This window comes from Streptococcus oralis (assembly GCF_015561235.1).
In the GTDB taxonomy this organism is placed as follows: domain Bacteria; phylum Bacillota; class Bacilli; order Lactobacillales; family Streptococcaceae; genus Streptococcus; species Streptococcus oralis_BK.
Window position 1 is genome coordinate 638,673 of record NZ_JADMTC010000001.1, and the last position, 22,434, is coordinate 661,106.

The 22,434-nt window shown below is 40.4% G+C and carries 26 protein-coding genes and 1 pseudogene; 13 read left to right on the forward strand and 14 right to left on the reverse strand.

The genetic code is table 11. The features are described 5' to 3' along the window. Window position 1 precedes the first annotated feature (1 nt). The 7 genes from vicK to I2H52_RS03305 form a co-directional block, all read right to left on the reverse strand. Entirely contained in the window at window positions 2-1,351 is a 1,350-nt protein-coding gene (gene vicK / locus I2H52_RS03275; protein WP_084938651.1) for a cell wall metabolism sensor histidine kinase VicK, read from the reverse strand. After that, window positions 1,344-2,051, reverse strand: coding sequence for a response regulator YycF (yycF, locus tag I2H52_RS03280; RefSeq protein ID WP_007522014.1), 708 nt, complete (start codon window positions 2,049-2,051; stop codon window positions 1,344-1,346). The genes vicK and yycF overlap by 8 nt, the downstream gene beginning before the upstream one ends. A 56-nt stretch (window positions 2,052-2,107) precedes the next feature. After that, window positions 2,108-3,286: an A/G-specific adenine glycosylase gene (mutY, locus tag I2H52_RS03285; protein ID WP_084938652.1), complete on the reverse strand. Its 1,179-nt coding sequence runs from the start codon at window positions 3,284-3,286 to the stop codon at window positions 2,108-2,110. 83 nt (window positions 3,287-3,369) lie between these two features. Beyond that, window positions 3,370-4,344, reverse strand: a complete 975-nt coding sequence (gene pta, locus I2H52_RS03290) for a phosphate acetyltransferase (protein ID WP_007522018.1) — start codon at window positions 4,342-4,344, stop codon at window positions 3,370-3,372. 17 nt (window positions 4,345-4,361) lie between these two features. Beyond that, window positions 4,362-5,252: an RluA family pseudouridine synthase gene (locus I2H52_RS03295; RefSeq protein ID WP_084938653.1), complete on the reverse strand. Its 891-nt coding sequence runs from the start codon at window positions 5,250-5,252 to the stop codon at window positions 4,362-4,364. Continuing rightward, entirely contained in the window at window positions 5,249-6,067 is an 819-nt protein-coding gene (locus I2H52_RS03300) for an NAD kinase (protein ID WP_109290058.1), read from the reverse strand. The genes I2H52_RS03295 and I2H52_RS03300 overlap by 4 nt, the downstream gene beginning before the upstream one ends. After that, window positions 6,051-6,722 carry a GTP pyrophosphokinase gene (locus tag I2H52_RS03305; protein WP_109290059.1) on the reverse strand — a complete coding sequence of 224 codons (672 nt, stop codon included), beginning with the start codon at window positions 6,720-6,722 and terminating at the stop codon, window positions 6,051-6,053. The genes I2H52_RS03300 and I2H52_RS03305 overlap by 17 nt, the downstream gene beginning before the upstream one ends. A 128-nt stretch (window positions 6,723-6,850) precedes the next feature. On the opposite strand from I2H52_RS03305, the gene I2H52_RS03310 reads away from it, so the two are divergent. The 8 genes from I2H52_RS03310 to I2H52_RS03345 all read left to right on the forward strand — a co-directional run bounded on the left by I2H52_RS03310 (window position 6,851) and on the right by I2H52_RS03345 (window position 12,124). Continuing rightward, window positions 6,851-7,420, forward strand: coding sequence for a CYTH domain-containing protein (locus I2H52_RS03310; protein ID WP_109290060.1), 570 nt, complete (start codon window positions 6,851-6,853; stop codon window positions 7,418-7,420). Window positions 7,421-7,531: 111 nt separating this feature from the next. Further along, window positions 7,532-8,491, forward strand: coding sequence for a ribose-phosphate diphosphokinase (locus I2H52_RS03315; RefSeq protein ID WP_001283846.1), 960 nt, complete (start codon window positions 7,532-7,534; stop codon window positions 8,489-8,491). A gap of 9 nt (window positions 8,492-8,500) precedes the next feature. Then, window positions 8,501-9,616 carry a cysteine desulfurase family protein gene (locus I2H52_RS03320; protein WP_195594220.1) on the forward strand — a complete coding sequence of 372 codons (1,116 nt, stop codon included), beginning with the start codon at window positions 8,501-8,503 and terminating at the stop codon, window positions 9,614-9,616. Window positions 9,617-9,620: 4 nt separating this feature from the next. Continuing rightward, complete coding sequence (locus tag I2H52_RS03325) at window positions 9,621-9,968, forward strand: DUF1831 domain-containing protein (RefSeq protein WP_000863526.1); 348 nt, start codon at window positions 9,621-9,623, stop codon at window positions 9,966-9,968. 6 nt (window positions 9,969-9,974) lie between these two features. Further along, window positions 9,975-10,178: a DUF4649 family protein gene (locus I2H52_RS03330; RefSeq protein ID WP_096422986.1), complete on the forward strand. Its 204-nt coding sequence runs from the start codon at window positions 9,975-9,977 to the stop codon at window positions 10,176-10,178. Window positions 10,179-10,271: 93 nt separating this feature from the next. Further along, window positions 10,272-10,913: a redox-sensing transcriptional repressor Rex gene (locus I2H52_RS03335; protein WP_195594223.1), complete on the forward strand. Its 642-nt coding sequence runs from the start codon at window positions 10,272-10,274 to the stop codon at window positions 10,911-10,913. Window positions 10,914-10,928: 15 nt separating this feature from the next. Beyond that, a complete protein-coding gene (locus I2H52_RS03340; RefSeq protein WP_045617200.1) occupies window positions 10,929-11,618 on the forward strand; it encodes a gamma-glutamyl-gamma-aminobutyrate hydrolase family protein in 690 nt (229 codons plus the stop codon). A 23-nt stretch (window positions 11,619-11,641) separates the two neighbouring features. Then, window positions 11,642-12,124 carry a hypothetical protein gene (locus tag I2H52_RS03345; RefSeq protein WP_096422150.1) on the forward strand — a complete coding sequence of 161 codons (483 nt, stop codon included), beginning with the start codon at window positions 11,642-11,644 and terminating at the stop codon, window positions 12,122-12,124. Window positions 12,125-12,138: 14 nt separating this feature from the next. Here the strand turns inward: I2H52_RS03345 and radC are convergent, their stop codons facing one another. The 4 genes from radC to I2H52_RS03365 all read right to left on the reverse strand — a co-directional run bounded on the left by radC (window position 12,139) and on the right by I2H52_RS03365 (window position 17,497). Continuing rightward, window positions 12,139-12,819, reverse strand: a complete 681-nt coding sequence (radC, locus tag I2H52_RS03350; protein ID WP_195594226.1) for a RadC family protein — start codon at window positions 12,817-12,819, stop codon at window positions 12,139-12,141. A gap of 42 nt (window positions 12,820-12,861) precedes the next feature. Further along, the gene (gene pcrA, locus I2H52_RS03355; RefSeq protein ID WP_007522033.1) at window positions 12,862-15,153 is read right to left on the reverse strand and encodes a DNA helicase PcrA; all 2,292 of its coding nucleotides are present in this window, start codon (window positions 15,151-15,153) and stop codon (window positions 12,862-12,864) included. 88 nt (window positions 15,154-15,241) lie between these two features. After that, window positions 15,242-15,754 (reverse strand): GNAT family N-acetyltransferase, encoded by a 513-nt coding sequence (locus I2H52_RS03360; protein WP_007522035.1) that lies wholly within the window; start codon window positions 15,752-15,754, stop codon window positions 15,242-15,244. 72 nt (window positions 15,755-15,826) lie between these two features. Further along, window positions 15,827-17,497 carry a formate--tetrahydrofolate ligase gene (locus I2H52_RS03365; RefSeq protein ID WP_084873157.1) on the reverse strand — a complete coding sequence of 557 codons (1,671 nt, stop codon included), beginning with the start codon at window positions 17,495-17,497 and terminating at the stop codon, window positions 15,827-15,829. Window positions 17,498-17,729: 232 nt separating this feature from the next. Between I2H52_RS03365 and coaB the strand changes: the two genes are divergently transcribed. The 5 genes from coaB to I2H52_RS03390 all read left to right on the forward strand — a co-directional run bounded on the left by coaB (window position 17,730) and on the right by I2H52_RS03390 (window position 20,761). Continuing rightward, window positions 17,730-18,404, forward strand: coding sequence for a phosphopantothenate--cysteine ligase (gene coaB, locus I2H52_RS03370; RefSeq protein ID WP_195594229.1), 675 nt, complete (start codon window positions 17,730-17,732; stop codon window positions 18,402-18,404). A gap of 26 nt (window positions 18,405-18,430) precedes the next feature. After that, entirely contained in the window at window positions 18,431-18,982 is a 552-nt protein-coding gene (gene coaC, locus I2H52_RS03375) for a phosphopantothenoylcysteine decarboxylase (RefSeq protein ID WP_033606394.1), read from the forward strand. Then, window positions 18,966-19,529, forward strand: a complete 564-nt coding sequence (locus I2H52_RS03380; protein WP_061588203.1) for an ECF transporter S component — start codon at window positions 18,966-18,968, stop codon at window positions 19,527-19,529. Before coaC ends, I2H52_RS03380 begins: the two co-directional genes overlap by 17 nt. A 177-nt stretch (window positions 19,530-19,706) precedes the next feature. Continuing rightward, entirely contained in the window at window positions 19,707-20,234 is a 528-nt protein-coding gene (locus I2H52_RS03385) for an ECF transporter S component (RefSeq protein ID WP_007522044.1), read from the forward strand. A gap of 11 nt (window positions 20,235-20,245) precedes the next feature. Next, complete coding sequence (locus I2H52_RS03390) at window positions 20,246-20,761, forward strand: transcription repressor NadR (protein ID WP_109290064.1); 516 nt, start codon at window positions 20,246-20,248, stop codon at window positions 20,759-20,761. On the opposite strand, the gene I2H52_RS03395 is transcribed toward I2H52_RS03390, so the two are convergent. The 3 genes and pseudogenes from I2H52_RS03395 to I2H52_RS03405 form a co-directional block, all read right to left on the reverse strand. Then, on the reverse strand, window positions 20,758-21,225 hold the full coding sequence (locus I2H52_RS03395) for an 8-oxo-dGTP diphosphatase (RefSeq protein WP_109290065.1): 468 nt from the start codon (window positions 21,223-21,225) through the stop codon (window positions 20,758-20,760). The genes I2H52_RS03390 and I2H52_RS03395 overlap by 4 nt on opposite strands. Window positions 21,226-21,297: 72 nt before the next feature. Then, complete coding sequence (locus I2H52_RS03400; RefSeq protein ID WP_084873163.1) at window positions 21,298-21,786, reverse strand: GNAT family N-acetyltransferase; 489 nt, start codon at window positions 21,784-21,786, stop codon at window positions 21,298-21,300. 17 nt (window positions 21,787-21,803) lie between these two features. Further along, a pseudogene (locus I2H52_RS03405) lies at window positions 21,804-22,429 on the reverse strand (NAD(P)H-dependent oxidoreductase). Window positions 22,430-22,434 lie beyond the last annotated feature (5 nt).

Sequence of the window (22,434 nt, forward strand, 5' to 3'; positions counted from 1 at the left end):
TCTAGTCTTCTATTTCGTCCTCCCATATTTCTTCTTTTACGGCCTCCTTATCATAAGGGAGCACGATGGTAAAGGTTGAGCCCTTACCGTATTCGCTTTTTGCCCAAATAAAACCATTGTGTTGTTTGATGATTTCTTTGGCGATGGCTAGACCTAGTCCAGTTCCACCTTGAGCACGACTTCTTGCGCGATCCACACGGTAGAAACGGTCAAAAATCCTAGGTAAATCTTGTTTTGGAATCCCAAGACCCTGGTCAGAAATTGATAAAATCATCTGGTCATCCGTAGTTTTCATGCTGACCGTAATCTTCCCACCATCTGGTGAGTACTTGATGGCATTGTTAAGAATATTATCAATCACCTGGGTCATCTTATCCGTATCAATCTCAATCCAAACTGAAGTTATTGGATAATCTCTCACTAGCTCATATTTTTTCTCTTCATCCTGATTTCTCATCTTATCAAAACGGTTGAGGATAAAGGTGATGAAGGCTGTAAAGTTAATCAACTCTACATCCAGTTTACTAGTCGCATTGTCAATACGAGAGAGATGCAAGAGATCTGTCACCATACGCATCATACGGTTGGTTTCATCGAGTGAAACTTTGATAAAATCAGGGGCGACAGGATCATACAGGGCTCCCTCGTCCAAGGCTTCAAGATAAGATTTAACACTGGTCAAAGGAGTCCGTAACTCGTGACTCACGTTCGAAACAAAGAGTCTTCGCTCACGCTCTTCCTTCTCCTGCTCGGTCGTATCATGTAAAACGGCAACCAAACCAGAGATGAAACCTGACTCACGGCGAACCAGAGCAAAACGTACACGAAGGCTCAGGTATTCCCCATTCACATCTTGGGAGTCAATCGTCAACTCAGGTATCTGTGTAATCAGATCACGCAACTCATACTCATCTTCTATCTTAAGCAATTCGAGGATGCTTTTATTAAGAACATCTTCTTTCTGCACACCGAGCTGTTTCTTTGCCATATCATTGATCATAGTAATCTGGCCACGGCGATTGGTCGCAAGAACACCATCTGTCATATAGGAAAGAATGCTATGCAACCTTTTACTCTCTTGTTCCAGATTTTCTTGGGTCAAACGAATGACTTCTGACAAATCATTCAAGTTATTGGTGATGTTGGTGATTTCTGTGCTACCTTGCAAGTCCAAAACTTGAGAATAATCACCTGCAATTAAGTCCTTAACCTTCTGATTTATCTCTTTTAACCGGATGTTATCCCGACGGTTTTCCAGCAACAACAAGGTCACCACTAGTATAAAGCCAAGTAAAATCAGGATAAAGATAAAATCACTGGTCAGAATAGTTTGTCTAATATCTTCAATCATTATTTTTCATATAGTAGCCAACACCACGACGTGTGAGGATATACTCTGGACGGCTTGGTGTGTCTTCAATTTTTTCACGCAAACGTCGGATAGTCACGTCCACCGTACGAACATCACCAAAATAGTCATAACCCCAAACGGTCTCAAGCAAGTGTTCACGCGTAATCACTTGTCCAATATGAGATGCCAAGTGATACAAGAGTTCAAACTCACGGTGGGTCAAATCTAATTCCTCACCATATTTCTTAGCCACATAAGCATCTGGAACGATTTCCAAATCACCAATTTGTAAGGGCTGCGTCCTCTTCTCATCAGACTCTTGGCTATCTACTGAAGCAAGATCTGTACGACGAAGCAGAGCCTTGACACGGGCTTGTAACTCACGGTTCGAGAAGGGCTTTGTAACATAATCATCTGCACCTAACTCCAAACCGATAACCTTGTCAAACTCGCTATCCTTAGCCGAGAGCATAATAATTGGCACACTACTGGTCTTACGAATAGCTTTAGCAACTTCTAAACCATCAATTTCCGGAAGCATCAAGTCTAGAATAATAATATCTGGTTGCTCTGCTTCAAATAGCTCAATTGCTTCACGACCATTAGATGCGGTTACAACTTCGTAACCTTCCTTGGTCATATTAAACTTAATAATATCCGAGATCGGTTTCTCATCATCTACAATTAATATTTTTTTCATTTCATCACCTTTTCTCTATCTATTATAACAAAAAAATACAAAGAAGGCACAAATGGCTACTGTAAGCCTTCATCTTCAAGAGCTGTTTTATAAGCCTGCCAAATCTTTTGTTGAGGTTTAGCAAGTGGATAATCAGAAAATTCCTGAGGGAAAACCCAACGAACTTCTCTGTCAGAAAACTGTTTCGAATCTGTCACTTGACCTGCTAGGATTTGAATATGCCATTTCCGATGACTAAATACATGCTTTACCTGGTCAAATACTTGCTGAGACCAATTCACTTCTAAATCATAATCCTGCTCAAAGTTTTCTTGAGGACTTGGTCCAAATGCTCTGCTTTCCTCCTTAACTTGATAAAAAAGATCTAGTTGATTGTCTTTTCTAGAAAATTCTTCGACTTCAATCAAGGGGAAATGCCAAAATCCAGCGAGTAGTTTCTCACTTTCATTTTTCTCAAGAAGATATTGACCTCGGTCATTGCGCACAACCAGAGCCTTGAGATAGATTGGGAGGGGCTTTTTCTTGGGTTCTTTAATCGGATATACATCCATAGTACCATTCTGATACGCCGCACTAAAGTCCTTAACAGGGCTTTCTTCTGGTCTAGGATTAACTGGCGCCTCTATGTTAGAACCTAAATCCATCAGAGCTTGGTTAAAGTCTCCTGGCCGTTTCGGGTCAATCAAGATTTCCATCAGAGCTTGGAAAATCTTTCGATTGCTGGGAACTCCGATATCATGATTAATCTCAAACAAGCGCGCCAAAACCCGCATGACATTGCCATCAACCGCTGGCTCAGGCAAGTTAAAAGCGATACTAGAAATAGCTCCCGCAGTGTATGGTCCAATCCCTTTCAAACTAAAAATTCCTTCATAGGTGTTTGGAAATTGACCCCCAAAGTCAGCCATAATCTGCTGGGCTGCAGCCTGCATATTGCGTACTCGAGAATAATAGCCCAATCCTTCCCAAGCCTTCAGTAGACGCTCTTCAGGGGCATTCGCCAGACTTTCAACAGTTGGGAACCAGTCCAAGAATCGTTCGTAGTATGGAATAACTGTATCCACTCTGGTCTGCTGCAGCATGATTTCAGATACCCAGATGTGATAAGGATTTTTACTTCTCCGCCAAGGTAAATCTCGCTTGTTTTCATCATACCACTTGAGGAGTTTTTCACGAAATGAAATGATCTTCTCCTCTGGCCACATGTCAACACCATGTTCTTTCAAATCTAACATATATCTAGTATAACATAGAAGCTTCTAACTGTCCTTTTCTCAGTACTAAAAAGCCTCTTCCCATAGGGAAAGAGGTCTATTTCTTATTGATGAACTGCTTGGGCAGCAGTGATAAGGGTCAACTTGTACACATCATCGGCATTACATCCACGAGAAAGGTCGTTTACTGGCTTGTTCAAACCTTGCAGAACAGGACCTACAGCCGAGAAACCACCAAGACGTTCTGCAATCTTGTAACCGATATTTCCTGCTTCGATACTTGGAAAGATGAATACAGTTGCTTGTCCAGCTACTTTACTTCCTGGAGCTTTCAAAGCTGCTGTTTCAGGGTGGAAGGCAGCGTCAAATTGCAATTCCCCATCGATTTCAAGGTCTGGACGTAGTTCGTGCGCACGTTGTGTAGCTGCTACTACCTTATCAACGTTCTCACCAAAACCAGAACCTTTAGTAGAATAGCTCAACATAGCAATTTTGGGTTCGATACCAAACATTTTCGCAGTGATTGCTGAGTTAATAGCAATTTCAGCTAAGGCATCTGCATCAGGATTAATGTTGATCGCACAGTCTCCGAAAAGATAACGTTCTGAACCACGAGTCATCAAGAAGGCACCTGAAGTACGAGTAACATTAGGACGAGTTTTAATGATTTGAAGGGCTGGACGAACTGTTGCAGCAGTTGAGTGAAGTGCACCTGAAACCATACCGTCAACCAAGCCCATATATACTAGCATTACACCAAAGTAGTTAACGTCTTCACGCAAGAGTCTAACAGCTTCTTCTTCTGATATCTTACCGTTACGACGTTCAACGAGCGCAGCAACCATTTCGTCAAACTTAGCGTAGTGGTCAGGGTCGATAACTTCGTAACCTTCAGTGATTCCTTCGATTTCAAGGTAGATTTTGATTTTTTCAGGGTTACCAAGCAATACTGGGATAACATCTGTTTCTTTAACCAAACGTTTTGTAGCTTGGAGGATACGAGGTTCTTTCCCTTCAGGGAGAACGATGCGTACATTTTTACCAACTAGGTTGGTTTTTAGACTTTCAAAAACTTCCATGAGTTTCTCCTTTAATATTAATTAATTGATAACTTAGTTATTAAATTCTTAAAATCATCTGGCAGTGGAGATGATATTTCCAACTGTTCTTCAAGAAAAGGATGATAAAAAGATAAGAAATGGCAATGTAGCGCTTGACGCTCTATGCCATGCTCTAAACTTCCACCATAGAGGTCATCTCCAAGTAAGGGAAAACCAATATGTGAAAAATGAACACGAATCTGATGGGTTCGCCCAGTATGCAGTTGAATATCAACCAAGTGAATATCCTCATAAGACGCTACAACTTTGTAAGATGTATGGGCGTATTTTCCACCTTTAGCAACCCGTCTCGTGATAATGGAGTCCACATCACGAGCAATCGGGGCGATAATCTCCCCTTCAGGCTCCAAATCCCCATTGCCCTTAACCAAAGCGAAATAACGTTTTTCGATAGACTTTCGTTGTAGTTGCTTGTCTAATCGTGCATGAGCATAACCGTGCTTGGCAAAGAGCATCAAACCTGATGTATCTCGATCAAGTCTGGTCACGATATGAACCTGCTGATTTTCATATCCCTGTTTAACATAGTAGCCTTTGATAAAATTCGCAATGGTATTAGAATGATTAACACTGGGAATGGAAGCAACTCCATAAGGCTTATTCAAAACCAGAAAATGGTCATCCTCATACAAGATATCTAAGGAACGGTCGATTGCTTCAAGGGTTTCAAAGCCTTCCTCTGCTGGGATGTCAATGGTAACCCTGTCTCCAATATCTAAGAGATAAGTCGCATTCTGAGGTCTATCGTTGACTAGGATAGCCCCACCTCGAAACTTTATCTTGGCCAACAGTCCTTTAGAAACCTCTTGTTTCTTCAGAAATGTTTTGACCTTGACATGTTCATCTGCGATAAATTCGAACCTCATTCATCCACCTCGCCAATGAAGGCATCTTTGACACGATTCCAGAAACTAGTGTGACTTGGTGTCGCTACGAAGTGGATCTTGTGATGGTCGATTTGGTACTCAATCCGTTCGATATTACGGAATGAATAGACACTGTTATCGACTGATATCGTGTGGTAATCATTGCGTGTTGGAAAGAGTTCAATCTTATCTTTTTTGGGAATAATGATTGATGATCCCAAAGTGCGATAGACTCGGTTGTTAAGGCTGGCTATCTCCGTCAACTGCAAGGCTTCAATGGTAGGATGCAAGACAGCTCCACCCAAGGACTTGTTGTAGGCAGTACTTCCCGTCGGTGTCGAAACTGTTAGCCCGTCTCCACGAAAACGTTCAAAGGGAACACCATTGATTACAATATCCGCAACCATGGTGCGATCTGACCGACGGATGCTAGCTTCATTTAAGGCTCGGAAGGTTTTTACATCTCCATTTTCAAGTGTCACTTTGACATTCAAGACTGGGTAAGAAACCTTAGCTCCAGAATCCAGTTGGAGATTGGTAACTAGCTGGTCCAACTCAAAGTCACGATAATCCGTGTAAAATCCCAAATGACCTGTATGAACACCTACAAATCGAACCTTGTCTAACTGATTCTCATACTTGTGAAAAGCAGACAAAAGCATCCCGTCGCCACCAATAGAAATGACAATGTCGGGATTGGTATCGTTCAGTATAAAATGTTGTTTCTTTAGTTTTTCCCTCAGCTCATGCAAAACCTTCTGACTCTGAGGTTTTCTATTTGCTATGAGGTCAACTCGTTTACCTGTATTCTTCATCTGTATCGTCACTATTTCCTACACCATCGTTTAGTTTTCTGCTCAATGGATCAAAGAGAGCCTGCGCTTCCTGGATGTCGTCACGAATCTTGCCCATTTCTTCATCCAGTTGATAGGCTATTTTCGCCGTGATTTCCAGTCTTTTCCTGATTTCTTCTGGAAAATCGCCCTGATATTTATAATTGAGCGAGTGTTCAATCGTAGCCCAGAAATTCATGGCTAAAGTCCGTATTTGAATTTCAGCCAAAATCGTCTTAGCCCCGTTGATCGTATCAACCGTGTACTCGACAACCACGTGATAAGAGCGATAACCTGAAGCCTTACGATGAGTGATATAGTCTCGTTCCTGAATGATTCTCATATCTTGGCGTTTACGTAGAATCTCAACTACTTCTTTAACGTCGTCAACAAACTGAACCATGACACGTAAACCTGCAATATCTTGCAGATCATGTTCCAGACTTGCATAAGTAATTCCTCGACGAGCCATCTTTTCTTTGATACTTTCAATCGGTTTGACACGACCCGTTACAAATTCAATCGGAGAATGCTTGTTTTGCTTACGATACTGTTTGCGAATTCCCCGAAGTTTAATCTTCAACTCACCTACAGCCTGAATGTATGGATCTAAAAATTCTTCCCATTCTATGGTCATACTTTCTCCCTTGTAATGTTTGATTGCTCTGTCGAAAATCTTTGATTTTTTCAATACATTCGTATACAATAAATACATTGTCCATTATACCATAAATCGCTTTCAAAGATATAGAAAAGGTTGAAAAAATGAAACATTTAGAAATAGAATTGAAAACACTTCTGAAAAAAGAGGAATATGATCATCTAAAAAAACAGTTTTCCCATATCCAACCCGTCCTTCAGAAAAACTACTACATTGACACACCAGATTTCCAATTGCGTGAAAAGAAGGTTGCCATGCGCATTCGCACATTTGCAGATTGGGCGGAATTGACCTTGAAAGTGCCTCAAACTGTAGGAAATATGGAATACAACCAGAAATTGACTCTTTCAGAAGCTGAATCATACCTAGAGAAACAAAAACTACCTCAAGGGCTCGTTCTAGAGAAGCTTGCTAAGATTGGCATCGAAAGCCATGAATGGCTTGTTCTAGGCTGTCTTTCAACTCTACGTTATGAAACGAAAACTGAAATTGGCTTAATGGCCTTAGACGAAAGTCAATACTTTGACCAGACGGACTATGAACTCGAGCTTGAAGTCACAGACCATGAAAAAGGGAAAGCCGATATTAAGAGATTTTTAGATGAGAATCATATAGTTTATAAGAAAGCTCCATCAAAATTAATTCGTTTTATTAAAAGCATGAAAAAAAGCTGAAATAATCTCCTTTTTTTGGTAGAATAGAAAAGATAAAAATAAAAGAATCTTGCTTTGAAAAACAAAACTTTCTCAAAGAAGATTCACAAAGTTTACAGAGGACGGTCTATAATGTCAGATAGAAACAACATGAAACTTTTCACCCTAAACTCTAACCCAGAAATCGCTCAAAAGATTGCTGATACAGTTGGTGTACCTCTCGGAAAATTATCCTCTCGTCAATTTTCTGATGGTGAAATCCAGGTCAATATTGAAGAAAGTGTCCGTGGTTACGATGTTTACATCATCCAGTCAACCAGCTACCCCGTTAGCAACCACTTGATGGAATTATTAATCATGGTTGATGCTTGTGTTCGTGCAAGTGCTCACAGTATCAACGTTGTCCTTCCTTACTTTGGTTATGCTCGTCAGGATCGTATCGCTTCTTCTCGCGAACCCCTCACTGCAAAATTGGTTGCCAATATGCTTGTCAAGGCTGGTGTAAGCCGTGTTCTAACGCTTGACCTCCACGCTGTTCAGGTTCAAGGTTTCTTTGACATTCCTGTAGACAATCTTTATACTGTTCCTCTATTTGCTAAGCACTACTGTGATAAAGGACTTCTTGGCTCTGATGTTGTTGTTGTTAGTCCAAAGAACTCTGGTGTTAAACGTGCTCGTAGTTTGGCCGAATACCTTGATGCCCCTATCGCTATCATTGACTACGCCCAAGACGATTCTGATCGTAACGAAGGCTATATCATTGGGGATGTTGAAGGCAAGAAGGCTATCTTAATTGACGATATCCTAAATACTGGTCGTACTTTCTCTGAAGCAGCCAAAATCGTTGAACGTGAAGGTGCAACTGAAATTTATGCAGTATCTAGTCACGGTTTATTTGTTGAAGGTGCAGCAGACCTTCTAGATGCTACAAACATCAAAGAAATCCTTGTGACAGACTCAGTAGCAACCAAAGAAAGAACTCCAGAAAATGTATGTTACATTACTGCTAGCGAGTTAATCGGAGATGCTATCGTCCGCATCCATGAAAGAAAACCCGTCAGCCCACTCTTTGCTTACAACAAAAAGAAATAAGGTGATTCTTTGATTTATTTGGACAATGCTGCTACGACTCCTATGTCAGCAGTAGCTATTGCAGAAATGACCAAGGTCATGCAAGAAACTCATGGTAATCCTTCTAGTATTCATAGTCATGGTCGGCAGGCTGGCAAACCACTCCGTGAAGCTCGTCAGGAACTAGCCCAGTTATTGGGGACAAAATCTCAACATATCTTTTTTACGTCTGGCGGTACAGAAAGTAACAATACTGCTATTATCGGCTATTGTCTCCGTCATCAAAATCGTGGAAAACATATCATCACGACAGCTATTGAACATCATTCTGTGCTTGAGACTATCGATTATCTGGTGCAACATTTTGGCTTTGAAGCGACCATCATCCAACCAGTAAATCAAGAAATTACTCCCCAGCAAATTCAAGAGGCCTTACGTGACGATACTATTCTCGTTTCCACTATGTATGCTAATAATGAAACGGGCAGTCTCTTACCTATCGCTGAGATTGGACGTGTTTTAAAAGAGCATCCTGCGGCTTATCATGTAGATGCTGTTCAAGCTATCGGGAAAGTTCCCATCCATCCCGAGGAATTAGGAATTGATTTCCTCAGTGCTTCTGCCCACAAATTCCATGGACCAAAGGGAATCGGCTTTCTTTATGCTTCTTCCGCGGACTTTGATTCCTATCTTCACGGTGGAGACCAAGAACAAAAGAAACGGGCTGGAACAGAAAACCTCGCTGCCATTGTAGGTATGGTCGCTGCTCTCAAAGAGGATTTAGAGCAACAAGATGAACATTACCAAAAACTAGAGGGATTAAAATCTGCTTTTCTAGACGAGATTGCAGGTCTAGAATACTATCTCAACGAAAGCCAACACCAGCTTCCTTATGTTGTCAACATTGGCTTTCCTGGTCAAAAAAATGATTTGCTCTTGCTACGGTTAGACCTTGAAGGAATTTCAATTTCTACTGGTTCAGCTTGTACCGCTGGTGTTGTACAAACCAGTCATGTACTTGAGGCATTTTATGGACCAGATTCGCATCGTTTAACAGAATCTGTCCGTATCAGTCTCTCTCCTCTTAACACCGAAGAAGAACTGAAACAACTCGCACAAACCTTAAAAAATATTATTGGAGATTAATCTAATGGCATTCGAAAAAACCATTAAACTACAAAACTGCCGCTACGACTACACACTTAGCCCAACTGTCAAAAAGTTCACACTGAAAGATAATACTTTCTTTGAAACAAAAGTTGGAAACTACGAACTGACTCGTCTTCTTGAGAAAGTACCGAACAGCGGTGAAGGATTCAAGCTAAAGATCATCATCAACAAAGACCTTACAGGTGCTAAACTCAACATCACTGACAAGTCAGGCCTTCGTTTGGTGAATATCTTTAAATCAGAAGATCACCATATTCACCAAGAAAAATTCTACTTTCTCATGGACAGCCTTGTAGAACGCGGAATCTTCACAAAAGAAGAAAGATAATTGGCTATGTATCAACTTACCTATCAAGATAGTTATCAAGTAGAGCGTACCCTTGAATTTGAAAATTACGAAGAGCTTATGTTATCTCTATCAGGTTGTGTAACTCTTCCAGATACATTCCTAGTCACTTCATTAACCTTTGATGATAAAGTTATCTATCAAGGATTGGTCGGAGATCTCTACCGTTTTCTATCACAAGCTAATTTTTAAAACTAAAACTAAGATTTTCTTAGTTTTTTCTTGTTTTTGTTGATTTTTTCACAATGTTTCTATAAAATAGAAGAATAGAAAGGTTGTGGTTTTGTGAAAGATAAACAGTCTGCTATTCCAAAAGCAACAGCAAAAAGACTCTCTCTCTACTATCGAATTTTCAAGAGATTTCATGCCGAGAAAATCGAACGTGCCAACTCCAAGCAAATTGCAGAGGCTATCGGTATCGATTCTGCGACTGTTCGTCGTGATTTTTCCTATTTTGGCGAACTAGGTCGTCGTGGTTTTGGTTACGATGTCAAAAAATTGATGAATTTTTTTGCTGATCTCCTAAATGATAACTCCATTACAAATGTTATGCTGGTCGGGATTGGAAATATGGGGCATGCCCTTCTCCACTATCGCTTCCATGAGCGTAACAAGATGAAAATCATCATGGCATTTGACCTAGATAACCATCCAGAAGTTGGAACCCAGACACCTGATGGAATTCCAATCTATGGTATCTCTCAAATTAAAGAAAAAATCAAAGAGGCAGATGTTAAAACTGCTATCCTAACTGTTCCAAGTGTTAAATCACAAGAAGTCGCCAATCTTTTGGTCGATGCAGGTATAAAAGGTATTCTCAGTTTTTCCCCTGTTCACCTCCACCTTCCAAAAGATGTGGTCGTTCAGTATGTCGATTTGACAAGCGAACTCCAAAACCTCCTCTATTTTATGCGTAAAGAGGATTAGAAAGCGAAAGCATTTATGAAAAAACCAGTTATTGGGATTACAGGAAATGAAAAAGCTCATCCAGATGATAACATCATGATGAGCTATGCAGCAAAGGGCTTTGTTGAAGGAGTCAAGGACGCTGGCGGAATTCCAATCATCCTACCGATTGGTGATCAAGAAATGGCTACCCATTACATCAATATCATTGATAAGCTCATCCTAACGGGTGGGCAAAATGTTGATCCAAAATACTATGGTGAACCAAAGGCTATTGATAGTGATGACTACCACCTTCAAAGAGACCAGTTTGAATTAGCTCTGATTAGGGAAGCTATCAAGCAGAAAAAGCCAATCTTCTCTGTTTGTCGAGGTACCCAGCTCTTTAATGTTGCTATGGGAGGAACGCTTCACCAAGATATCGAAGACCACTGGCAGGATTGTTCAGCCGAATACACGACCCAACGCCTCGTAACGGAACCTGATACGATTCTCCGAGAAATCTATGGAGAAATCTCTCACATCAACTCCTTCCACCACCAGAGCATTAAAGATCTAGCCTCAAATCTTAAGGTTGTAGCACATGATCCTAAAGATGGAATCATTGAGGCTGTGACAACTACGGACGGCTTCCCTTATCTTGGTGTTCAATGGCATCCTGAATTTCTCTTTGAAAACCGCCCCAAAGATAAAACGCTGTTTGACTATGTTGTTAACGAACTCTAGGACTTATAAATAGGTTATTAATCATGAATGAAATTAAAATACCTTCTACTCATGAGATTTTGAGAGATATAGAAGCTAATGTTTTCATATCTTATAAGGAAAAGGAAGCTAATCTTTTCTTATCAAACAATGAAAAAGAAATAAGGGTTTGCTTTCATCTTTCTAATCTCTATAGACTTTTAACAGCGGAAAGTTACCAATCTTTTTCTAAGAATAAAGAGAATTTCGATAAACTATCTCAAAAAGAAAAACAGCTGAAAGAAATGTCTAAAAAGGCAAAACTATTTTGTAAAAAGGCAGATGCTAAACTAAAAAGTAAATTTCATTCACGTCTTTACTTTTACAGAGATATTCTCATTCATAAAAAAAGATATTATAAAATCGAAGATTTCAATTCGATTGTCAACTTTATCGTTCAAGAAGATTTACTTGTACCCACGATAAAACCTCTTCCTGTTATCAATATGGCAGAAGTAGATTCCTATGTTTTAAAAGTAATTGAGTAAGATCATGTGCATTCTTAAATCAAATCCGTCTTTTCACGGTAACTAAAGTAATCAGAGTGAGAGACAATCAAATGGTCCAAGAACACAATTCCCATCAGTTCGCAGGCTTCCTTGACTAGTTTAGTGACATGGTTGTCGTTTCGACTAGGAGATACAGCACCGGATGGATGATTGTGAACGAGAATCACAGACGTTGCCATATGCTTCAAAGCATAGTGAAGGATTTCTCTCGGTTCAGCAATACTGCGTGTCGCAGATCCGATAAAAATAGTTTGCTGATGGATGATTTGATTTTGAGTATTGAGATAGAGCGCCACTAGGTGCTCTTGTTTTTTGTCGCCAAGTTCCTGTTGCATTTTCTTGGCTAATTTTTGACTGCTGAGAATACTTTCCATCTCAAGGTTTTCATGTTTGTGAATGCGATGTCCCAGTTCAATCACTGCTTGTAATTCAATGGCCTTAATCCGTCCAATACCAGACAGACTCTGCAATTCCTGCAGGGTCATTTTTTTCAAATCAGTTAGACTGGTCAAACTATTCAAGACTTTTTGGGCAATTTCAAAGACATTAGCCTGACGCGTTCCCGTTCTGAGCAAAATAGCTAACAACTCTTGATTGCTCAGAGCCTCTACTCCTTCTTTAACTAGTCTTTCTCTAGGCAAGAGTGAATCTTCTTGGAATGAAATACTGTACATAAAAATCCTCCTCACTTTATTATTCGTGAGGAGGATGAAAAATTAGATTTTTTTCTCAATTGGGGCAACGCTGGCTAGGAGTTTTTTCAGACCGACTTCTGGGAAATTGATTTTCAACTCCTGAGTATCACCGCTACCAGAGACTTCCAGAACAGTTCCCTCTCCCCACTTCTTGTGGAGAGCAATATCCCCAATAGACCAACTTGTACCGCTGGTTTCATTTTTATTTCCAGCTGCAAATTGTCCAAATGGGAGACCACTTGACTGGATAGAGCTTGGGGCAGCACTGCGTTTACGGTCTTGAAGTGCCTGAGCCAAACTCATTCCTTGACCGAAGGCAACGCCACCACTGCTATATGAAGCCTTGAAACTGGTATTAGCTGGTCGAGCCAAACCTTGATACTCAAGCAAGTCCGAACTGATTTCATTGATGAAACGTGTTGGGCGGTTGTAGCTAGTACGACCGAAAAGCAAGCGTGAGTTGGCATTGGTCAGATAGAGGATTTTCTCAGCGCGTGTGATACCTACATAGGCCAAACGGCGCTCTTCCTCTAGCTCATCAGGATCCTCAGCTGCACGGCTAAGCGGAAAGACATTCTCTTCCATCCCGATGATAAAGACAACTGGGAACTCCAGTCCTTTCGCTGCATGGAGTGTCATCAAGGTTACTTCCGATGTTTCCTGACTGCCAGAGTCTGTGTCTGCAATCAAGGCCAAGTCATTCAAGAAACGACTGAGTTTATCCAAGCCAGTTTCCTCTTCTTGACTATCGGGATTGTCGTCAAAATTCTTAGTAACTGATAGAAACTCTTCGATGTTTTCAACCCGAGCCTTACTTTCCAAGGTTGCTTGGGCATTTAGAATCTCGACGTAACCTGTTTTTTCTAGGACGGCCTCAACCAACTCTGTAATGCTTAATTGGTCCAGTTGCTCTCGCAAATCCAAAATCATATTGGCAAAGTCCCAAATTGACTGGGCTGCTTTTCCTTTGATGCCAGACAACATGATGTTTGCAGAAGCATCTAGCATGGACATGTCCTGCATATTCGCAAAATCACGGATTTTCTCAACCGTTCCTGGCCCAATTCCACGTTTTGGTTCGTTGATAATCCGCTCAAAACTGATATTGTCACTCAGATTAGCAATGAGGTTGAGGTAGGCGATAATGTCACGAATTTCCTTACGGCTGTAGAACTTGGTTCCACCAACCATAGTGTAAGGAATATTGGACTTGAGCAAGGTTTCCTCAATAGTACGAGATTGCGCATTAGTCCGATAGAGAACTGCAAAATCCTTGTGAAGGAAATTTTGACTGCGACTAAGTTCATCAATGGTTTTGGCTACAAATACAGCCTCATCTTGTTCGTCATTGGCACGATAGTAAATAATCTGCTCCCCATCAGCATTCTGAGTCCAGAGATTCTTAGGATGACGATTTTTATTGTTTTTAATAACATCATTGGCAGCTTGCAGAATGGTTTTGGTTGAACGATAATTTTCTTCTAACAAGACAACCTTAGCTTGAGGATAATCCTTTTCGAAATCCAAGATATTCTGCATATCCGCACCGCGCCAACCGTAGATAGACTGGTCTGCATCCCCAACTACACAGATATTTTTAAAGCGAGATGCCAATAGTTTGACTAGTTGGTACTGGGCATGGTTGGTATCTTGGTACTCATCAACGTGGATGTATTGGAACTTCTGCTGGTAGTAGGTCAAGACATCAGGATTTTGATCAAAGAGACGCAGGGTCAACATGATTAAATCATCAAAGTCAACGGACTCAGACTGACGAAGCTCTTTCTGATAGGCTGTGTAACATTGAGCCACGATTTGCGTGTACATATCTCCAGCTTGATCTGCATAAGCCACATCATCAATCAAGTCATTCTTAGCATTGGAAATGGAACCCAAGATTGTCCGTTCATTCCATTTTTTCGGATCCAAGTTTAACTGCTTGAGAATGCGTTTCATAAGGGTTCGTTGTTCACCAGGATCTACAATGGTGAAATTACGATTGTAGCCGATATGATCCGCATCGCGACGCAGAATACGAACACACATGGAGTGAAAAGTCGCAATCAGACAGTCCTGAGTAGCTGGATTAAGACCATAAGCACGCTCTTTCATCTCACGCGCAGCCTTGTTGGTAAAGGTAATGGCCAAGATATTCCAAGGATTGACCATCTTTTCATCAATCAGATAGGCAATGCGGTGGGTCAAAACACGGGTCTTTCCTGACCCGGCACCCGCCATAATTAACAAGGGGCCTTCTGTCGCTTGCACCGCCTCAGCCTGACGGTCATTCATTCCATTCAATAATGCGTTCATTTTCTCTTCCTTACTCTTGAAGTCAATATTTCTATTATATCAGAATTCAAGGAAAATATCTTTACCTAGACTGGTTGCGTGTGGAATTCTACTCTTTCATATCATCAGGAGGAGTCAATGACTTTTGCATCCAAACAATATCATGCCATTTTCCAAACTTATAGCCTATCTTAGGGAAATGAGCTACTTGTTCATAGCCTCTCTTTTGGTGAAGAGAAATGCTTCTATCATTCGGTAAAGCAATACAAGCTAAGAAGCGTAAGTAACCTCTAGACTCTAGTTCTTCCTCCAGACAGTCATAGAGTAGACTCCCTAACCCTTGACCTTTGGCTTCTTGATTCAAGTAAATTGAGACTTCGACTGACCAATCATAGGCTCTCCTATCATAATAGGTGGAAGCATAGGCATATCCCAAAATTTTGCCTTCTTCCACTAGCACTAGATAAGGATATTTAAGCAAGGTCTTTTGAACTCTTCTTTGAAATTCCTCAACACTTGGCACCTCGTATTCAAATGTAATGGCTGTATTAAGGACATAGGGAGCATAAATAGCAAGTAGGTCTGGAATATCAGACTCCCTTACTGTTCGAATCGTTGACATATATTTCTCTTTCTAAAATCGAAAATGAGCTTGGATTAAAATCTCCAAACTCATTTGAATTCAATTAAACTATTAGAACAATCCTAGAACGGTTCCGTCACTTTCAACATCCATATTGAGAGCGGCTGGACGTTTTGGAAGTCCTGGCATGGTCATAACATCACCAGTTAAGGCTACGATGAAGCCTGCACCTAATTTTGGTACCAATTCACGAATGGTAATTTCAAAGTTTTCTGGTGCTCCAAGTGCATTCGGATTGTCAGAAAAACTGTACTGAGTTTTAGCCATACAGATTGGCAATTTGTCCCATCCATTCTGAACGATTTGGGCAATTTGAGTTTGAGCTTTCTTCTCAAAGTTCACTTTGCTACCACGGTAGATTTCAGTAACAATCTTTTCAATCTTTTCTTGGACAGAAAGGTCATTGTCATAAAGACGAGTGTAGTTGGCTGGATTATCAGAGATAGTCTTGACAAGTGTTTCGGCAAGTGCTACACCACCTTCTGCGCCATCGGCCCAGACACTAGCCAACTCAACTGGCACATCAATAGAAGCACAAAGTTCCTTCAAAGCTGCGATTTCAGCTTCTGTATCAGAGACAAATTCGTTAATCGCGACAACTGCAGGCACTCCAAATTTACGGATATTTTCAACGTGGCGTTTTAAGTTAGCAAAACCTGCTCGAACTGCTTCTACGTTTTCTTCTGTCAAAGCATCTTTAGCAACGCCACCATTCATCTTGAGGGCACGAAGGGTTGCGACGATGACTACCGCATCTGGAGAAGTTGGCAAGTTTGGGGTCTTGATATCAAGGAATTTCTCAGCACCGAGGTCTGCACCAAAACCAGCTTCAGTAACCGTATAATCAGCCAAGCGTAGGGCTGTGCTTGTCGCCAAAACAGAGTTACAACCGTGAGCGATATTGGCAAATGGACCACCATGTACAAAGGCAGGTGTACCGTAAATTGTCTGAACAAGGTTTGGTTTAATGGCATCCTTCAAGATCAGAGCCAAAGCACCTTCAACCTGCAAATCACCTACAGAAACAGGAGTACGGTCATAGCGGTATCCAATAACGATATTGGCCAAACGACGTTTCAAGTCCTCGATATCCGTTGCCAAGCAAAGAATAGCCATGATTTCAGAAGCAACTGTGATATCAAATCCATCCTCACGTGGAATACCATTTAGAGGACCACCAAGACCAACGGTTACATGGCGCAGCGCACGGTCGTTCAAGTCCACGACACGCTTCCAGAGAATACGACGTTGGTCAATTCCCAGCTCATTTCCTTGGTGCAAGTGGTTGTCAATCAAGGCAGAAAGGGCATTATTAGCAGTTGTAATGGCATGCATGTCTCCAGTAAAGTGGAGATTGATGTCCTCCATTGGCAACACTTGGGCATAACCACCACCGGCTGCACCACCCTTAATCCCCATTACTGGACCAAGTGACGGTTCGCGAATGGCAATCATGGTTTTCTTACCAATCTTGTTTAAGGAATCCGCAAGACCAATGGTAATAGTTGATTTTCCTTCACCTGCTGGTGTTGGGTTGATAGCTGTCACCAAAATCAACTTACCAACTGGATTGCTCTCAACTGCACGAATTTTATCAAAGGTGAGCTTAGCCTTGTACTTTCCATACAACTCCAAATCATCGTAAGAAATACCAAGTTTCTCCACAACATCAACGATTGGCTTCAACTCAATACTCTGTGCGATCTCAATATCTGTTTTCATTCAAAACTCCTCTAACCTCTTATATGATAATTCATTATAACACAAAAAAAGGTTTTTCACATACAAAAAGCTTAGTAAAGTTTATAAACATCAAGTTTTAAGGCCGATTTTAGTCATCTTTTTTACTTTTTATAAGTTTTTATAGCCAAAAACTATAATCTTTCTGGAAAATTAGATGAAAAAAACAAACGCTTTCTTTTGATTCTATTTTATTTTTTGGTACAATAGTCCTATGAAAATTTTAGTTACGTCAGGCGGTACCAGTGAAGCTATCGATAGCGTCCGCGCTATCACTAACCATTCTACAGGTCGCCTGGGGAAAATCATCACTGAAACTTTGCTTGCTGCAGGACATGAAGTTTGTTTGATAACGACAAAACGATCTCTGAAGCCAGAATCCCATCCCAACCTAAGTATTCGAGAAATTACCAATACCCACGAGCTTCTACTAGAAATGCAAGAACGTGTCAAGGATTATCAGGTCTTGATCCACTCAATGGCTGTGTCCGACTACACTCCTGTTTATATGACAGGGCTTGAGGAAGTTCAGGCTAGCTCCAATCTAGAAGAATTTTTAAGCAAGCAAAATCATCAAACTAAGATTTCTTCAACTGATGAGGTTCAGGTTTTATTCCTGAAAAAAACACCCAAAATCATCTCTCTAGTCAAGGAATGGAATCCTGCTATTCATCTGATTGGTTTCAAACTGCTAGTTGATGTTAACGAAGATCATCTGGTTGACATTGCTAGAAAAAGTCTTATCAAGAACCAAGCAGACTTAATCATTGCAAATGATCTGACTCAAATTTCAGCAAACCAACATCGTGCAATCTTTGTTGAGAAAGATCATCTTCAAACGGTTCATACTAAAGAAGAAATTGCAGAACTCCTCCTTGAAAAGATTTAATCCTATCATTCATAGAAAGGAAAGCTATGGCAAACATTCTCTTGGCTGTAACTGGGTCAATCGCCTCTTACAAGTCGGCAGATTTAGTCAGTTCTCTAAAAAAACAAGGCCATCAAGTCACTGTCTTAATGACTCAGGCTGCTACAGAGTTTATCCAACCTTTGACACTACAGGTCTTATCACAGAATCCTGTCCACTTGGATGTCATGAAGGAACCCTATCCTGATCAGGTCAATCATATCCAACTTGGTAAAGAAACGGATTTATTTATCGTGGCCCCTGCCACAGCTAACACCATTGCAAAACTAGCACATGGCTTTGCGGACAACATGGTGACTAGTACAGCGTTATCTTTACCCCAAAACATTCCTAAACTACTTGCTCCTGCTATGAATACAAAAATGTATGACCATCCGGCAACTCAAACAAACCTTAAAACTTTAGAAACATATGGTTACAAGCTTATCTCTCCAAAAGAATCCTTACTTGCTTGTGGAGACTACGGAAGGGGAGCTTTGGCAGACCTTGATATTATTTTAGAAAGAATAAAGGAAACTCTCAATGAAAAAACGATCTAATATTGCCCCAATTGCTATCTTTTTTGCGACCATGTTGGTCATTCACTTTCTAAGCTCTCTCTTATTTAATCTATTCCCATTCCCAATTAAACCAACTATCGTGCATGTTCCTGTTATTATTGCAAGTATTATTTACGGTCCACGCGTTGGGGTTACACTTGGATTTTTAATGGGACTACTTAGCTTGACGGTTAACACGATTACGATTCTACCGACAAGTTACCTCTTCTCCCCATTTGTACCAAACGGAAACATCTACTCAGCTATCATAGCTATCGTCCCACGTATTTTGATTGGTTTAACTCCTTATCTAGTTTATAAACTGATGAAAAATAAAACTGGTCTGATTCTAGCTGGTGCCCTTGGTTCACTTACCAACACAGTCTTTGTACTTGGTGGAATTTTCTACCTTTTTGGAAATGTCTTTGATGGGAATATCCAAAAACTCCTAGCAACTGTTATCTCTACAAACTCAATCGCCGAATTGGTTATCTCAGCCATCTTGACTGTAATGATTGTCCCACGTCTCGAAACCTTGAAGAAATAAAAAAAAACAACTCCACTTTCGTCCTGAAGGTGGAGATTTTGTTTGAAGTAGTTTCTTTTTTGTGAAGTCTTTACCAACTTTTAACTAAAAAACGACCTATAAACCCAAGTAAATCCTTGCTTTATTGTCTTGTTTATTGTACTATACTTGTGTATATACAGATAAATGGAGGTTCTTATGGATATACGGAAAAAAACGCAGTTTATGACTATGACTGCCCTACTCACTGCAATAGCGATTTTGATTCCAATCATTATGCCTTTTAAAATCGTTATCCCACCGGCTTCTTACACCCTGGGAAGTCATATCCCCATCTTTATCGCCATGTTTCTTTCGCCTTTGATGGCTGCTTTTGTGATTATTGCTTCTAGTCTTGGTTTTCTGATGGCAGGCTACCCTATGGTTATTGTCCTACGCGCCTTTTCTCACATCGTTTTTGGTATTTTGGGAGCATTTTATTTAAAAAAATTCCCTGAAACCTTGGATAAACCAAAGGCATCTTGGATTTTTAACTTTGTTTTAGGTGTTGTTCACGCTATCGCTGAAGTACTAGCTTGTATCATCTTCTATGCTACTTCAGGGACAAACGTTGAAAATATGTTTTATGTTCTCTTCGTCCTAGTTGGTTTTGGCACAATCGTCCATAGTATGGTAGACTATACATTAGCACTAGCTGTCTATAAAGTGCTTCGAAAACGTCACTAAAAGGAAAAACTATGACAAAGGATCGCAAACAAGCTCTTCTCAAACTGTTAAAAGAGGCACCAAAAGCTCTCAATGGTCAAACCTTGGCTGAGCACTTTCATGTTACGCGCCAAGTCATTGTACAGGATATCGCTATTCTCCGAGCAGATGGGGCTCCTATCCTATCCACCAATCGTGGCTATATCTATAAAGAAAACAATGTCAGCCCCTACGTTCACAAACTCTTTAAAGTGAAACATGAACTGGAAGAAATCGGGCAGGAACTTCTAGCCATTGTAGATAATGGCGGACGCGTTCAAAATATCTTAATCGATCATCCCGTTTATGGCGAAATTGAAACCCATCTCAAACTCACCTGTCGCCGAGATGTCCAGCACTTTCTGGAACAAGTCGAGAATTCAGACTTTAGACCCCTTTCTGAATTGACAGACGGCATCCATTACCACCTTGTTGAAGCTGAGACACAACAAGACCTCCACTATATCGAGGAGGCCTTGGATCAGTTAGGTTATTTGGTAAAAGACTAGAAAATTTCTTTCTCCCAGCCGTCCTCTGTACGGTGACGATAGAAGAACTCAGACTTGTCAGGTGCTTCCATCATTTCCATCAAAGGCAACATATCATAGGCCAGATCCAAGTTTGGAATCTGGTCTTTTTGCACCCAAGATACTTCTCCTTCTTCTGAGGATTGGAGATTTCCACTAAACTCTGTCGCCTTATAGCAAACGACAATGTAGCGTCCACCTGTATCTAAGGGCCAATTTTTAATGCCGACCAGTTGGGGATTCTGAATGGTCAGGCCAGTTTCTTCGTATATTTCACGAATGACAGACTCGGCAAAGGCCTCGCCATTCTCAACATGACCTCCTGGAAAGGCATAGCCAGACCAGCGATTGTTTTCAGGAGATCGATATTGCATGACTACTCGCTTATTTTCTAAATCTTCGATTAGACAGATGTTGGTTAAAATGGTTGCTTGGGAACGGGACATAGGTTTGCTCGCTTTCTAAATTATTAAATTTTCAGACTTGGTACCAGAGCCATTAGCTTTTACTTTTTAAAATTATTTAGAATAGAATACCATCCGTTTTTCCTTTATAGGTTTTCCAAGGTCAAGCATCTTTTCTTGTCCATCAAAAGTAAAACCCATTTTTTGATAGAAAGCAATGGCACGCTTATTATCTTTCAATACCCATAAGAAAATTTCAGAAAAATGATCAAGAGCATTCAAAGCTGCTTTCACTAACTTTTGTGCGATACCTTTTCCATAATAGTCTTTTAAAATATATAAAGCCATAATTTCACCAGCTTGAATAGTTTCATCACGAAAGTTCCCATAACTGATAAAACCAACTACCTTCATGCCATCTATCGCAATCAATGTATTTTCTGGATACTTTTGACTAAAGAATCGACATCTTTCTAATGTTATTGTCTCCTGAAATTCTGCAGGCAAAAGGTCGTCATAAGCCTCTCTCCACGTTTGCCAGTGAACGAGGGATTTACCTTCTATCTCTTCAGGAGTTTTCATCTTTTTGATAGTAAGATTCATTTATTTTTCTCCTTTCTCTACCCCAACGCCTTCACTTCCTCAGCAACTTTTTGCAGATATTTTTGTCTTGTAGAATTTGTATTCACCTCACGCCCTAACTCACCCAAAATTGAAACTTTCTTTGTTTTAATACCGCAGTGATTTAGGACAGCATTCTTTAATACTGATATTCCATAACTGTCTGGGATATTGATAGGACCTGAAAATACTTTGTACCACCATGTTGGTGCCATTGATGTTGCGTAAATACTGGCCGTTTTTCTTTTTAGTAACTTTTTAAACTGCTGACTTCTTAAGTAGTTCCAAATAAAACTTCCTTTATTATTGGTAGAGTAAGCAATTCCTGGCGTGAAAACACGATCGATCCAACCCTTCAATAAACTAGGCATACTACTCCACCAAATTGGATAGACAAAAATGAAATGATCTGCCCACTGGATTAATTCCTGAGAGCGAAGTATGAAGGAGTCCTCTTCCATACGTTTTCGATAACCATAACGTAATACGGGATAAAATCTATCTCATTTAGATTAATAGATTCAAGCTCATGATGATTTGAGTCAATATTTTCTACAATCGTTCGAAAAATTTCTTGACAGAAACTTCCCTTGTCAGGATGTCCATTGATGACTAAAATTTTCATTCGTT

Excerpts from the sequence above, each read along its gene's own strand:
- yycF (WP_007522014.1), bottom strand. The coding sequence starts at position 2,051 with ATGAAAAAAATATTAATTGTAGATGATGAGAAACCGATCTCGGATATT.
- I2H52_RS03400 (WP_084873163.1), bottom strand. The coding sequence starts at position 21,786 with ATGAATCTTACTATCAAAAAGATGAAAACTCCTGAAGAGATAGAAGGT.
- I2H52_RS03295 (WP_084938653.1), bottom strand. The coding sequence starts at position 5,252 with ATGAGGTTCGAATTTATCGCAGATGAACATGTCAAGGTCAAAACATTT.
- I2H52_RS03300 (WP_109290058.1), bottom strand. The coding sequence starts at position 6,067 with ATGAAGAATACAGGTAAACGAGTTGACCTCATAGCAAATAGAAAACCT.
- vicK (WP_084938651.1), bottom strand. The coding sequence starts at position 1,351 with ATGATTGAAGATATTAGACAAACTATTCTGACCAGTGATTTTATCTTT.
- I2H52_RS03340 (WP_045617200.1), top strand. The coding sequence starts at position 10,929 with ATGAAAAAACCAGTTATTGGGATTACAGGAAATGAAAAAGCTCATCCA.
- I2H52_RS03395 (WP_109290065.1), bottom strand. The coding sequence starts at position 21,225 with ATGTCCCGTTCCCAAGCAACCATTTTAACCAACATCTGTCTAATCGAA.
- I2H52_RS03330 (WP_096422986.1), top strand. The coding sequence starts at position 9,975 with ATGTATCAACTTACCTATCAAGATAGTTATCAAGTAGAGCGTACCCTT.
- I2H52_RS03360 (WP_007522035.1), bottom strand. The coding sequence starts at position 15,754 with ATGTCAACGATTCGAACAGTAAGGGAGTCTGATATTCCAGACCTACTT.
- pcrA (WP_007522033.1), bottom strand. The coding sequence starts at position 15,153 with ATGAACGCATTATTGAATGGAATGAATGACCGTCAGGCTGAGGCGGTG.
- pta (WP_007522018.1), bottom strand. The coding sequence starts at position 4,344 with ATGGAAGTTTTTGAAAGTCTAAAAACCAACCTAGTTGGTAAAAATGTA.
- I2H52_RS03385 (WP_007522044.1), top strand. The coding sequence starts at position 19,707 with ATGGATATACGGAAAAAAACGCAGTTTATGACTATGACTGCCCTACTC.
- mutY (WP_084938652.1), bottom strand. The coding sequence starts at position 3,286 with ATGTTAGATTTGAAAGAACATGGTGTTGACATGTGGCCAGAGGAGAAG.
- I2H52_RS03390 (WP_109290064.1), top strand. The coding sequence starts at position 20,246 with ATGACAAAGGATCGCAAACAAGCTCTTCTCAAACTGTTAAAAGAGGCA.
- I2H52_RS03325 (WP_000863526.1), top strand. The coding sequence starts at position 9,621 with ATGGCATTCGAAAAAACCATTAAACTACAAAACTGCCGCTACGACTAC.
- I2H52_RS03365 (WP_084873157.1), bottom strand. The coding sequence starts at position 17,497 with ATGAAAACAGATATTGAGATCGCACAGAGTATTGAGTTGAAGCCAATC.
- I2H52_RS03345 (WP_096422150.1), top strand. The coding sequence starts at position 11,642 with ATGAATGAAATTAAAATACCTTCTACTCATGAGATTTTGAGAGATATA.
- I2H52_RS03305 (WP_109290059.1), bottom strand. The coding sequence starts at position 6,722 with ATGACCATAGAATGGGAAGAATTTTTAGATCCATACATTCAGGCTGTA.
- radC (WP_195594226.1), bottom strand. The coding sequence starts at position 12,819 with ATGTACAGTATTTCATTCCAAGAAGATTCACTCTTGCCTAGAGAAAGA.
- I2H52_RS03310 (WP_109290060.1), top strand. The coding sequence starts at position 6,851 with ATGAAACATTTAGAAATAGAATTGAAAACACTTCTGAAAAAAGAGGAA.
- I2H52_RS03380 (WP_061588203.1), top strand. The coding sequence starts at position 18,966 with ATGAAAAAACGATCTAATATTGCCCCAATTGCTATCTTTTTTGCGACC.
- coaC (WP_033606394.1), top strand. The coding sequence starts at position 18,431 with ATGGCAAACATTCTCTTGGCTGTAACTGGGTCAATCGCCTCTTACAAG.
- I2H52_RS03315 (WP_001283846.1), top strand. The coding sequence starts at position 7,532 with ATGTCAGATAGAAACAACATGAAACTTTTCACCCTAAACTCTAACCCA.
- coaB (WP_195594229.1), top strand. The coding sequence starts at position 17,730 with ATGAAAATTTTAGTTACGTCAGGCGGTACCAGTGAAGCTATCGATAGC.